This is a genomic window from Kribbella sp. NPDC051936, from assembly GCF_040680955.1.
Lineage (GTDB): Bacteria > Actinomycetota > Actinomycetes > Propionibacteriales > Kribbellaceae > Kribbella.
In genome coordinates this window covers 543,016-555,505 of the sequence record NZ_JBFAXS010000006.1, presented here as the reverse complement: position 1 = coordinate 555,505, position 12,490 = coordinate 543,016, and the positions used below count along the sequence as shown (strand labels likewise).

Below are 12,490 nucleotides of genomic sequence, written 5' to 3'. Positions count from 1 at the left end.
GAGCGGTAGCGAGGCATTCAATACGGTCACGGGCGGCCGATCTTCTTCAGCACCCGCAGCGCGCCGGTCATCAGCTCGGCGAACTTCTCGTCGGACAGACCGTGCGAGGCGGCGATCGGGAGCAGCCGCTGGGTGGCGATCGCCTGTGGCTCGACGTACCGCCGGATGCCCTCGACGCCCTGCCGCCGGCCGAGACCGGACTGGCGCATGCCGCCCATCGGGGTGTCGATCGAGCCGAACGTCGCGCCGTACCCCTCGTTGACGTTGACCGTACCGGCCATCAGCTGCGCCGCAACCGCGCGGCCGCGGCGGCCGTCCCGGGTCCAGACGCTCGCGTTCAGGCCGTACTCGCCCTCGTTCGCGCGCTGGATCGCCTCGGACTCGTCGGAGAACCGGTAGATCGACACGACCGGGCCGAAGGTCTCGTTGTCGAAGCACTCCATCGCCGGAGTGACGCCGGACAGCACGGTCGGCTCGTAGAAGAGCGGCCCGATGTCCGGTCGCGGCTTGCCGCCGGCCAGAACGGTCGCGCCCTTCGACCGGGCGTCCTCGACATGCCGCGTCGTGGATTCCAGCTGTGCCTTCGAGATCAGCGAGCCCATGTCGACGTCCCAGCCGGTGCCGGCGCTGAGGCGGAGTTTCTTCACCCGGTCGACGAAGGCCGTGACGAACGCGTCGTACACCTGGTCCGCGACGTACAGCCGCTCCATCGAGACGCACAGCTGGCCCGCGTTCGCGAAGCAGGCGCGGACGGCGCCCTCGGCGGCGCGGTGGATGTCGGCGTCGCGCAGGACGAGCATCGGGTTCTTGCCGCCGAGCTCGAGACTGCAGCCGATCAACCGCTCACCCGCCTGCTTGGCGACCAGGCGGCCGGTCTTCGTCGAGCCGGTGAAGCAGATGTAGTCGGCGTTCTGGATCAGCGCGCCGCCGACCGTCGGGCCGTCGCCGTTGACCGGGATCCACGCCTCCCGCGGCAGGCCCGCCTCGTACAGCAGCTCGATACCGCGCAGCGCGGTCAGCGGGGTCTGGCTGTCGGGTTTGTGGACGACGGTGTTGCCGGCCAGGATCGCCGGCAGCCCGTCGGAGATCGCCATCGTCAGCGGGTAGTTCCACGGCGAGATGATGCCGACGACGCCCTTCGGGACGAACCGCGTCTCGGCGCGGGTCAGCAGCGGGAAGATCCCGAGCTTGCGCTGCGGCTCGAGCAGCTCGAACGCCTTGCGGCCGTAGTACCGCGCGGTGAGCGCGACGTGGGCGAGCTCCTCGAACGCCTGCTTCCGCGCCTTGCCGGACTCGCGGATGATCAGGTCGACCAGCTCGTGCCGGTGGTCGAGCACCAGGTCGTGGTACCGCAGCAGGATCGCGGCACGCTCGGCGAGCGGGACCCGCCGCCAGGTCTGCTGGGTCCTCCGGGCGGTCCGGACCGCCGCGACCACGTCGTCCGCGCTCGACACCGGCAGGTCCGCGATCGGCTGCCCGGTGGCCGGCGCGTACGACGTCCGAGTCCCGGCCGTGGCCCGCAGCAGACCAGACAACCGGCGGATCACCGACTGGTCGGTCGCGTACGAGGCGGTGGGGTCGAGCTCCGGATCCGCGGGTATCGACGTCTGGTCGCTCATAGAGGAAGGCTACCTGCCGGTAATGCAGGGTGTCAGTATCAGAGAATGGTTAAGCTGATCCGCTGATACCTGCGAAGGGGTGGAACGTACAGATGGTGGACAGCGGGGGGCTCTGGACGCCTCCTGAGGACGAGCTCGGCGAGGCGCTGCAGACAGCCCAGGTGCTGATCGAGGAAGGCCGGGCCGACGAGGCGGGGCCGTACCAGCAGCGGGTCATCGAGCTGGCCAGGGAGCGGGCCGAAGGGCACCCGAACCACTACGAGGCCAAGCACCTGATGGCCGCGACCCAGTACGAGCTGGCCGGGTCGCTGAACGCCTCCGGCCGGCACGAGGAGGCGCTCGCCGCGCTCCACGAGGCGCAACTCGGCTACACCGAACTCCAGGACGCCGGCGTACTGGACGCCACCTGCTTCCTCGCCGACGTCCGCGCCCGGCGCGCGATGACGCAGGCGCACCGCGGCCACGGCGCCACCGCCGTCCTGGAGATGGACGGCGCGGTGATCGCGTACGGCCAGCTCGTCGGCGGCGAGGACGGGCTCAAGCACCAGCCCGACTTCGCCCGCGTGCTCGCGATGAACGCGCTCATCCTGCGCCGGTACGGCGACCCCGCGCTCGCCGTCGCGTCCGCGGACGCAGCGACCCAGCTGTTCCTGCAGCTCGCCGACCAGATCAACGAGAGCCCGCAGTCGCTGTCCTACGCCCGCTACCTGTGTACGGCGACCGCGGTGTCGGCCGACGTCCACGCCGCCGAGGGACGGCTGGACCTCGCCCTCGAGGCGGACGAGATCGGACTCACCACGGCCGACACGCTCGCCGACTCCGACTCGACGACCGACATGCGTACGCTCGTCGCCGCGCTGGTCCGCAAGGGCAAGCACCTCGGCACCGTCGGCCGCCTGGAGGGCGAGTCCTGCCTGCGGACGGCGTACGACACCGATGCCGAGACGGCAGCCCGCGTGGTCGAGGAGCTGGACCGGGGCCTGCCGCTGACGCTGGTCGCCGCACTGGAGAACGCGGAGCTCAAGCTCGGCCCGTTCGAGCAGTACCACCGCCTGGTCGCGCTCAGCGAGCCCGCGCCGGGGATGACGCTGGCGACCGTGTCCGGCCGGACGGACCCGGAGTCGGCGGCACAACGCGCGGCCGAGCTCGCCGAGCTGGTGCGGCCGCTGCTGCGCGAGGACGCGGACACCGCGCTGACGCTGGGCCTCGAGGCGCACTACCTGTTCGCGATCTCGTCCGAGCGGGAGTCGCACCGGATGCGGTTCCAGACCGCGACGTACGTGCCGATCTGGGCGCAGCTGCTGCTCGACATCTCCGAGGGCTACTTCCAGGCCGGGCGGACCGAGATCGCGCTCGACCTCGGCGGCTGGTGCGCGGAGGTGGCCACCGCGCTGATCCCGTTCGCCGACGCCGACGAGGCGATGAAGGAGCTGGCCGGGGCCTGCTACCGGCACCACGGCAACCTGCTCGCCGCCACCGGCGACCTGGCGGCGTCGTACCAGGCCCACGAGGCGGCGGAGCAACTCCAGCTCGGCCGTTGAGAGGCGGTAAGACCCCCGCTGCTTGACGCGCTTTCCGCCCGGACGGACGCTGGCGCTGAAAGGGGGAGGCTCATGGATGTCGTAGAGCTGCACAACCGTACGGTCGCGAACTTCGCGGAACTGGCCTCCGGGGTGACTGCCGGCCAATGGTCGGCGCCGACCCCGTGCTCGGACTGGGACGTCCGCGCGCTGGTGAACCACGTCGTCGGCGAGGAGCGCTGGACCCGGCCGCTGATGGAGGGCCGGACGATCGCCGAGGTCGGGAACACCCTCGACGGCGACCTGCTCGGGGACGACCCGGCCGGAGCGGCGTCGGCCGCGGCCGAGGAGGCCCGGACCGCCGCGACCCGGTCGATCGACAAGGTGCACCTGTCGTACGGCGACGAGGATCCGGACGAGTACCTGCGCCAACTCGCGGCCGACCATCTCGTGCACGGGTGGGACCTGGCCGTGGCCACCGGCGCAGCGCCGCGGATGGACGCCGACCTGGTCGACGACGTCGCGACCTGGTTCGCGAAGCGCGAGGAGCTGTATCGCTCGGCGGGCATGATCGGCGAGCACCTCGACGGCTTCACCGAACCGGCCGACGCGCTGCTGGCCGCCTTCGGAAGGAACCCGCGGTGGAGTCCGGCGCCGTAGTCGAGCGGTTCGGCGACGCCTTCGACCAGTGCGATCTGGAGACGGTGATGTCGCTGGTCACCGACGACATCGTGTTCGAGTCCACCTCGCCGTCGCCGGACGGCGGGCGCTTCGAGGGCGCGGACGCCGTCCGGGCGGAGTGGGCGAAGCTGTTCGAGAACACCGTCGACCCGCACTTCGAGACCGAGGAGCTGGTGGTGGCCGGCGATCGCGCCGTGGTGCGCTGGCGGTACTCGTGGCGCATCGACTCCGGCGACCGCGGCCACGTCCGCGGCGTGGACGTCCTGCGCCTGCGGGACGGGAGGATCGCGGAGAAGCTCTCCTATGTGAAGGGTTAGTCCTGGAGTTCGGTCTTCAGGGCGCCGACGAACAGGCCGGCTTCGGCCTCGGTCATGCCGGTCTCGGACACCACCAGCGCGGTCGCCTGGTGGAGCTCGCCCGCGGCCTTGAGCGCGCGGGTGCGCTCGGCCAGGTTGGTGCCGGGCCGGCGCACCAACGGCGTCCCGGTGGTCGGCGGCACGTACCGCCCGAGGCGGATGTCGTCGACCAGCTCCTTGGAGTGCTTGAGGTCGAGGCCGGTGCGGTCACGGATCAGCTTGACCGCGTGCACCGCCTTCTTCGTGGTGATCAGGAACCGCACCTGATCGACATCGTCCGCGGACAGTCGGCCTCGCGCCGCGGCGAGGGCAACATTGTCCGTCTCCTGGCTGCTCCGTCGGCTGAACAATCCCATGCCGCAATCCTTCCAGAACCCATCAAGCCCGGTGAACTCGAAGCCCGTCGGCGAGCAACCGGAGGATCTCGGGCCAGGCCAGACCGCCCAGCTCGCGGTCGGCGGCCGCCGTACCGCCGCGGGCCATCCGTTGCCCCGCGGTCTTCGGCTCCTCACCGGGCAGCACCGCGCGATGCCCGGCCTCGGGGACCGTCACGATCCGCGTCGGCCGGTCGCCGCGCCGTCGCGCGATCTCCTCGGCGAACTCGACCGCCGGCCACACCCGGTCGTCCCCTCCCGCCACGAGCAGCACGTCGCGGATGCGCTCCACCGGGATCCGGGCGCGCTCGGCATCGGCGTACGTCGCCACGCTCTGCCGGTACAGCCCGACGTAGCTCGGCGGGTCGTCGGCGGCTGCCCAGCGCGGGTCGAACGGTACGAACGGCAGCGGCTCGCCCTGCCAGGTCCACGCCGACCGCTGGCTGCCGTCCTCCAGGACCCGGCCCCACACGTAGGCGCTCGGCGCGAACGCGACCACCGCGTCCACGCGCTCGTCCAGCGCACCCAGCAGCAACGCCGCCTCGGCGCCCCACGAGCTGCCCATCACGACCAGCCGATCGTGGTCAGCCAGCTCGTCCAGCGGGAACGACTCCAGCGCCACCTCGTGCGTGACGGTCCAGCGCGGCGCAAGGACGTCGTACCCCTCCGCCTCGAGGAGGCGCGCACGGTCCGAGTCCGGCGCACCGCTCGAACCGTGCAGGAGCAAGACGCCGGTGCTCAACCGACGACGACCTCGACCCGCTGGAACTCCTTGAGCTCCGTGTAGCCGGTGGTGGCCATCGCGCGCTTGAGCGCACCGACCAGGTTCATGGTGCCGTCCGGGACCCAGGAGGGGCCGAACAGGATCTGCTCCATGGTGCCGGTGACGCCGACCTCGACCCGCTCGCCGCGGGGCAGGTCCTGGTGCCAGGCCTCGGCGCCCCAGTGGTACCCGCCGCCGGGGGCGTCGCTCGCGCGAGCCAGCGGCGAACCGACCATCACCGCGTCCGCGCCGCAGGCGATCGCCTTCGCCACGTCACCGGACCGCCCGACCGAGCCGTCCGCGATGACGTGCACGTAGCGCCCGCCGGACTCGTCCATGTAGTCTCGCCGGGCCGCCGCGACGTCGGCCACCGCCGACGCCATCGGCACCGCGACGCCGAGCACCTTCCGGGTGGTGTGCGCGGCGCCGCCGCCGAAGCCGACCAGGACGCCGGCCGCGCCGGTCCGCATCAGGTGCAGCGCCGCCTGGTGCGTCGCGCAGCCGCCGACGATCACCGGGACGTCGAGGTCGTAGATGAACTGCTTCAGGTTCAGCGGCTCCGCCTGCCCGGACACGTGTTCGGCGGACACCGTCGTGCCGCGGATGACGAACAGGTCGACCCCGGCGTCCACGACGTGCTTGGCGAACTGCTTGGTGCGCTGCGGCGACAGCGCGCCGGCCACCGTGACACCGGAGTCGCGGATCTCCTGCACCCGCTGGGAGATCAGCTCGGGCTTGATCGGCGCCGCGTAGATCTCCTGCAGCCGGTGCGTCGCCTGCTGCGCGTCGAGGGTGGTGATCTCCTCGAGCAGGTTCGCCGGGTTCTCGTACCGCGTCCAGAGGCCTTCGAGGTTCAGGACGCCGAGACCGCCGGCCTTGCCGATCGCGATCGCGGTGGCCGGCGACATCACCGAGTCCATCGGCGCGGCCAGGATCGGCAGCTCGAACCGGTACGCGTCGATCTGCCAGGCGACCGAGACCTCCTCCGGGTCCCGCGTCCGGCGCGACGGCACGATCGCGATGTCGTCGAACGCGTACGCCTGCCGGCCGCGCTTGGCCCGGCCGATCTCGATCTCGGTCATCTGGTGTCCTAACGGGTGTGTGCAGGCGGGGTCAGCGGCCGGAGTAGTTCGGCGCCTCGACCGTCATCTGGATGTCGTGCGGGTGGGACTCCTGCAGGCCGGCGGAGGTGATCCGGACGAACCGGCCCTTCTCCTGCAGCTCTGCCACCGTGCGGGCGCCCGTGTACCACATCGACTGCCGCAGGCCGCCGACCAGCTGGTGCGCGACGGCCGACAGCGGGCCGCGGTACGGCACCTGGCCCTCGACGCCCTCGGCGATCAGCTTCTCGTCGCCGCTGCCGTCGTGCTGGAAGTAGCGATCCTTGGAGTACGACTTGCGCAGGCCGCCGGCCGACGACATCGCACCGAGCGAGCCCATCCCGCGGTACGCCTTGAACTGCTTGCCGTTGATGAACACCAGGTCGCCCGGCGACTCCTCGCAGCCGGCGAGCAGCGAGCCCAGCATGACGGTGTCCGCGCCCGCGACGAGCGCCTTGGCGATGTCACCGGAATACTGCAGGCCGCCGTCGCCGATGACCGGGACACCGGCCGGCTTGCAGGCCAGCGACGCCTCGTAGATCGCGGTCACCTGCGGCACGCCGACACCGGACACGACCCGCGTCGTGCAGATCGAGCCCGGGCCGACGCCGACCTTCACGCCGTCCGCGCCCGCGTCGACCAGCGCCTGCGCGCCCGCGCGGGTGCCGACGTTGCCGCCGACGACGTCCACGCCGCGGGTCGCCGGGTCGGCCTTGAGCTTGCGGATGATCTCGATCTGGGCCTGGGAATGACCGTGCGCGGTGTCCACCACGAGCACGTCGACGCCGGCCTCGACCAGCGTCATGGCCCGCTTGTAGGCCTCGCCGAAGAAGCCGATCGCGGCGCCCACCATCAGCCGGCCGGTGGCGTCCTTGGTGGACAGCGGGAACTTGTCGCGCTTGACGAAGTCCTTCAGCGTGATCAGGCCGGTGAGCTTGCCGGCCTCGTCGACCAGCGGCAGCTTCTCCACCTTGTGCTTGCTGAGCAGCGCCATCGCGTCGTCGGCGGCGATCCCCTGCCGGCCGGTGATCAGCGGCTGCTTGGTCATCACCTCGCGGACCGGCCGGGACAGGTCGGTCTCGAAGCGCATGTCGCGGTTGGTGACGATGCCGACCAGGACGCCGGCGTCGTCCACCACCGGGACGCCGGAGATCCGGTACTGCCCGCAGAGCGCGTCGGCCTCGCCGATGGTGGCGTCCGGGCCGATGGTGATCGGCTGCGCGATCATGCCGGACTCGGAGCGCTTGACCAGGTCGACCTGCTGGGCCTGGTCCTCGATCGAGAGGTTGCGGTGCAGGACGCCGAGGCCGCCCTGGCGCGCCATGGCGATCGCCATCCGGGCCTCGGTGACGGTGTCCATCGCGCTGGACACCAGCGGGATGTTGACCTCGACGTTACGACTCAGGCGAGACCGGGTGACGGCCTCGGACGGGATGACGTCGGACTCGTTCGGCTGCAGCAGCACGTCGTCGAAGGTGAGACCGAGGACGGCGAACTTGTCGGGAACTCCAGCGGGGGTGATGTCCATGGGGAAAACGAGCACCTTTTGTACGGCGGCAACGGGACCCCATCCTATCCGCGCCGCCGCCAGGCCCCGAATCCGCCGTCCACAGGCAACCGCCCGCCGCTGGGCGACGGGCGGTGCGTGGCCGGACGGTTACCGGATCGGCTTGTTGACGACCTCGAGGATCTGCAGCAGGCTCGCGTCGGTCGTGGAGCCGTGGGTCCGCTCGATGGCGGCGTGCTTGCCCTCCGGGTACTGGCCGGTGGAGTGCTTGCCGGTCGGGTAGGTCTTGCGGACCGAGCCGGTGCTGACCTTCCCGCTCGAGTGCTTCCCGCTCTTGGCCGACTTCGTGCTCTTGGCCGAGCTGCGGGTGTCGATCGACTTCGCGGTCGCGTCGGGAACGCCGAAGAACTGCTCGGCGCTCTCGTTGGTGACCTGCAGGCCGGTCGGCGTCGGCAGGACCTCCTGGATCTTCTCGACCAGTTGCTCCACCTGCTGCTGGACCTGCTCGGTCTGCTCCGGGACCTGCGTGACCGGGCTGCTCGGCTTCGTGTCGTCGCCGGAGGTGTCACTGGTACCGGTGCTGTCGGTGCCGGCGGGCGTGGTGCTGTCCGAACCCGGCGGCGTGGTCTCCTCGCCACCGGTCTGACCGTCGCCGGACCCCGCGCTTGGCGTACCGGTCGGGTCGCTCACCGTGTTGTCGCCGGTCCCGGTCCCGCCGTCGCCCGTGTTCGTCTCGCCGTTCGTCGGCGGTGGAGTCGCGGTGGTCGTGTCCGTCGGCGTCGGGGTCGGGGTCGCCGGCTCGGTCGGCTCCTCGGTCGGCGTCGACGGCGGCGTGTCCGGTGGGTTCTCGGTCTTGGTGTCGGTCGGCTCGTCGGTCTTGGTACCGGTCGGCTCGTCCGTCTTGTCGTCGGTCGGCTTCGGCGTCGCCGTCACCTCGGTCGTCGGCTTGACCGGCTCCTGCGTCTTCTGCTCGACGGTCGGCCAGGCAAACGGCAACTCGCGGGTCGCGATCGGCCTGCCCTCCGGAGGCACCACGACCTCCGGCGTGCCCTTGAGGTCCTGCGCCTGCGGGTCGTCGTCGGTTGCCGCGCCGTCCTTGCCGGACTGGGCGGCGTGCTCGGCCTTGGCCTTCTCCTTGAAGTCCTTGCCGACCTTGACGATCTTGCTCCGGTCCACGACCGGCGAGCCGTCGACGTCCTCCTTCGGGAAGCTGGTCTGCGGGCGGACCGCGTCGACCATCTTCTCGATGACCTTCTCGTACGGCGACAACGGATCGCCGGTGACCGCCGCCGCGACCCCGGAGACCGACAGCGCGGCCACCGCGGCGACACCGAAGGCCAGACCGCGGGTCGCCATCTTGCGGGCGAACGGGTCGGTCATCGGGTTGAGCGCGGCGCAGCGCGCCAGGAAGCTCTCCGGATCGTCGATGGTCTCCACCGGGAGCTCGTCCTCGACCTCCACCGCGAGCCGTAGATCGGCCAGCAGTGCGACGGCCGGGTCGTGCTCGCCCGCCGAGCGGGCGGACTCCCCACCGGCGGCAAGCAGATCGAGCAGTGCGTCATCGGCCTCGATCGCGTCCAGGTCGAATCGGTCAGCCATGATGCCCCTCCCCTGCTCTTCCTCGTTCCAGCTGTGTTTCATGCCCCACGAACCCCCTGAGCGTGTTCAACGCCCGATGCTGTGCGACCCTCACCGCCCCCGGTGTCATCCCCAGTGCCCGGCCGGTCTCCTCGGCTGACATCCCCGCAACGACGCGAAGGCGCAGGATCTCGCGCAGTTTCTCCGGCAGCTTGTCCAGCAGCCCCATGATGTGCTGGACCTCTGAGTGCCGAACCGCGTGCTCCTCCGGCGTCGGTGACTCGTCCGCGCCGTCCGGCAGGTCCGGCGTCGAGACGTCGGCGACCGCGAACGCACGCTGGGCATCGGCGACCTTGCGGGCCGCGATGCCGTAGACGAAAGCCTCGAAAGGCCTCCCCTCGTCGCGGTAGCGGCCGAGCGCGCCGAAGACCGCGACACAAACTTCTTGCGCGACGTCGTCGACCATGTCGGCGCCGCCGGGATAGGTCCACAGACGGGACCGTACGTAGCGGTGCGCCACAGCGCGCACCCTGGTGAGCAGGTCGTTGAGAGCTGTGCGGTCCCCGTCGCCGGCCAGCGCGGCAAGATCCCTGAGCTCGACCCGGTCGTGGGTGTCAGGTACTCGGACCTCTGTCACCCCTCGCCCCCTCGTGTTCGGACCGGTCAGCTCGAAAGATGCTACGGCGCTCAACTCTCCTTGCATAGTGGCAATTCGTGGTCAACCCCGGGTTTTGGTCACGATCTGTCACTACTGGCCGGTTCGGTTCACCGCGGCGCGCTGAACCGGATGAGTTCGGTGGCGTGATCGCCGCCCCAGTCGATCGGCGTGCGGCCGGTCTCCAGCCAGCCCGCCCGGCGGTACAGGCGCTCCGCCGCGCCGCGGTTGCCGACCACCTCGAGCGACAGCGGCCGCCCGAGCTCCGCCGCTGTCTGCACGCAATGGTCGAGCAACTGGCGGCCAACCCCCTGACGCGTCGCCGTCGGATCCACGAACAACCGCTCCACCTCGGCGCCGTCGCCCACTCCCGTCAGCACCGCGTGCCCGACAACCCGCTCACCGGCTCCGGTCACGGCCACCCAGCAGCCGAGCGCCGCCTCCGGCGTCAGCCACCGCTCCGGGTCGGCGGGCCAGTTGATCGGATAGCCGGCCTGCTCGTGCACCACCCGCAACAACTCGACGCAGACCTGCAGGTCCTCGGAACGACGCTCGCGAATCGACACAGCTCCTATGAGAACAGAGCACCGCCCGGCAGTTACCTGCCGGGCGGTGCTCTGTGTGCTGTGCTGTCGAACTACTGCCTGACTACCGGCTTACTACTGCCTGAGGTCAGTGACCGTGCCCGTGGCCGTGACCGGCCGCGGCGGGCTCCTCTTCCTCGGGCTTGTCGACGACCAGCGTCTCGGTCGTCAGCAGCAGCGCGGCGATCGAGCCGGCGTTGGCGAGCGCGGACCGGGTCACCTTGACCGGGTCCAGCACGCCCTGGGCCAGCAGGTCGCCGTACTCACCGGTGGCGGCGTTGAAGCCGCTGCCGGACTCGAGCTCGGCCACCTTCGACGTCACGACGTAGCCCTCGTAGCCGCCGTTCTCGGCGATCCAGCGCAGCGGCTCGACGATCGACTTGCGGACGATCCGGACACCGGTCGCCTCGTCACCTTCGAGGTCGAGGCCGCCGTCCAGGACGGTCGCCGCGTGCACGAGAGCGGAGCCGCCGCCGGCGACGATGCCCTCCTCGATCGCGGCCCGGGTCGCGGACACCGCGTCCTCGATCCGGTGCTTCTTCTCCTTCAGCTCGACCTCGGTGGCCGCGCCGACCTTGATCACGCAGACGCCGCCGGCCAGCTTGGCCAGCCGCTCCTGCAGCTTCTCGCGGTCCCAGTCGGAGTCGGTGCGCTCGATCTCGGACTTGATCTGGCTGACCCGGCCCTCGATGTCCTCGGCCTTGCCGGAACCCTCGACGACGGTCGTGTTGTCCTTCGAGACCACGATCCGGCGGGCCGAACCGAGCACCTCGAGGCCGACCTGGTCGAGCTTCAGCCCGACCTCGGGGGCGACGACCTGCGCGCCGGTGAGCGCGGCCAGGTCCTCCAGCATCGCCTTGCGGCGGTCGCCGAAGCCCGGCGCCTTGACGGCGACCGAGGTGAAGTTGCCGCGGATCTTGTTCACCACGAGGGTGGACAGCGCCTCGGCCTCGACGTCCTCGGCGATGATCAGCAGCGTCTTGCCGGACTGCACGACCTTCTCCAGCAGCGGCAGCAGGTCCGCGATCGCGGAGATCTTGCCCTGGTGGATCAGGATGTACGGGTCCTCCAGCACCGCTTCGCCGGCCTCGGCGTCGGTGATGAAGTACGGCGAGATGTAGCCCTTGTCGAACTGCATACCCTCGGTGAACTCGAGCTCGGTCCCGAAGGTGTTCGACTCCTCGACGGTGATCACACCGTCCTTGCCGACCTTGTCGAACGCGTCCGCGATCAGCGCGCCGATCTCGGCGTCGCGGGCGGAGATGGTCGCGACGTGGGCCATGTCGCCCTTGTCGTCGACCGGCTTCGCGGTGTCCACCAGCTTGGCCGACACGGCCTCGACGGCCGCCTCGATACCGCGCTTGAGACCCATCGGGTTGGCGCCGGCGGCGACCGCCCGGAGGCCCTCGTGCACCAGCGCCTGCGCCAGCACCGTCGCGGTGGTGGTGCCGTCACCGGCGATGTCGTTGGTCTTGGTGGCGACCTCCTTGGTCAGCTGCGCACCAAGGTTCTCGAACGGGTCGTCCAGCTCGACCTCACGGGCGACGGTGACACCGTCGTTGGTGATGGTCGGGGCGCCCCACTTCTTGTCCAGGACGACGTAACGGCCCTTCGGGCCGAGCGTCACCTTCACCGTGTTCGCGAGCTTGTCGACGCCGCGCTCCAGCGCGCGCCGCGCGTTCTCGTCGAACTCGAGGATCTTCGGCATGAAAAATCCAGTCCCTCTCTGAAATTCGCTCTTCGTCAACAGCAC

General features: G+C 70.6%; 12 protein-coding genes. 3 read left to right on the top strand and 9 right to left on the bottom strand.

Features of this window, described 5'->3' with window-relative positions:
- Positions 1–26: 26 nt before the first annotated feature.
- A complete protein-coding gene (locus AB0L64_RS23850) occupies positions 27–1,619 on the bottom strand; it encodes a succinic semialdehyde dehydrogenase (protein WP_363713261.1) in 1,593 nt (530 codons plus the stop codon).
- Positions 1,620–1,711: 92 nt separating this feature from the next.
- Here AB0L64_RS23850 and AB0L64_RS23845 point away from each other — a divergent pair, with 92 nt between their 5' ends.
- The 3 genes from AB0L64_RS23845 (at position 1,712) to AB0L64_RS23835 (ending at position 4,137) form a co-directional block, all read left to right on the top strand.
- The gene (locus tag AB0L64_RS23845) at positions 1,712–3,160 is read left to right on the top strand and encodes a hypothetical protein (protein ID WP_363713259.1); all 1,449 of its coding nucleotides are present in this window, start codon (positions 1,712–1,714) and stop codon (positions 3,158–3,160) included.
- Positions 3,161–3,232: 72 nt separating this feature from the next.
- Entirely contained in the window at positions 3,233–3,799 is a 567-nt protein-coding gene (locus AB0L64_RS23840) for a TIGR03086 family metal-binding protein (protein WP_363713257.1), read from the top strand.
- Positions 3,781–4,137: a nuclear transport factor 2 family protein gene (locus tag AB0L64_RS23835; protein WP_363713255.1), complete on the top strand. Its 357-nt coding sequence runs from the start codon at positions 3,781–3,783 to the stop codon at positions 4,135–4,137. Before AB0L64_RS23840 ends, AB0L64_RS23835 begins: the two co-directional genes overlap by 19 nt.
- Here AB0L64_RS23835 and AB0L64_RS23830 read toward each other — a convergent pair.
- The 8 genes from AB0L64_RS23830 to groL all read right to left on the bottom strand — a co-directional run bounded on the left by AB0L64_RS23830 (position 4,134) and on the right by groL (position 12,445).
- Entirely contained in the window at positions 4,134–4,532 is a 399-nt protein-coding gene (locus AB0L64_RS23830) for a hypothetical protein (protein WP_363713254.1), read from the bottom strand. The genes AB0L64_RS23835 and AB0L64_RS23830 overlap by 4 nt on opposite strands.
- Positions 4,533–4,554: 22 nt before the next feature.
- Positions 4,555–5,292 carry an acyl-CoA thioester hydrolase/BAAT C-terminal domain-containing protein gene (locus AB0L64_RS23825; RefSeq protein WP_363713252.1) on the bottom strand — a complete coding sequence of 246 codons (738 nt, stop codon included), beginning with the start codon at positions 5,290–5,292 and terminating at the stop codon, positions 4,555–4,557.
- On the bottom strand, positions 5,289–6,395 hold the full coding sequence (locus AB0L64_RS23820) for a GuaB3 family IMP dehydrogenase-related protein (protein ID WP_359927588.1): 1,107 nt from the start codon (positions 6,393–6,395) through the stop codon (positions 5,289–5,291). Before AB0L64_RS23820 ends, AB0L64_RS23825 begins: the two co-directional genes overlap by 4 nt.
- Positions 6,396–6,426: 31 nt before the next feature.
- Positions 6,427–7,941 carry an IMP dehydrogenase gene (gene guaB, locus AB0L64_RS23815; RefSeq protein ID WP_363713250.1) on the bottom strand — a complete coding sequence of 505 codons (1,515 nt, stop codon included), beginning with the start codon at positions 7,939–7,941 and terminating at the stop codon, positions 6,427–6,429.
- Between the two features lie 129 nt (positions 7,942–8,070).
- Complete coding sequence (locus AB0L64_RS23810; protein ID WP_363713248.1) at positions 8,071–9,519, bottom strand: hypothetical protein; 1,449 nt, start codon at positions 9,517–9,519, stop codon at positions 8,071–8,073.
- Entirely contained in the window at positions 9,512–10,135 is a 624-nt protein-coding gene (gene shbA / locus AB0L64_RS23805) for an RNA polymerase sigma factor ShbA (RefSeq protein ID WP_355699537.1), read from the bottom strand. Before shbA ends, AB0L64_RS23810 begins: the two co-directional genes overlap by 8 nt.
- A gap of 128 nt (positions 10,136–10,263) precedes the next feature.
- A complete protein-coding gene (locus AB0L64_RS23800; RefSeq protein WP_363713245.1) occupies positions 10,264–10,719 on the bottom strand; it encodes a GNAT family N-acetyltransferase in 456 nt (151 codons plus the stop codon).
- A gap of 106 nt (positions 10,720–10,825) precedes the next feature.
- Positions 10,826–12,445, bottom strand: a complete 1,620-nt coding sequence (gene groL, locus AB0L64_RS23795; RefSeq protein ID WP_359927597.1) for a chaperonin GroEL — start codon at positions 12,443–12,445, stop codon at positions 10,826–10,828.
- Between the last annotated feature and the right edge of the window lie 45 nt (positions 12,446–12,490).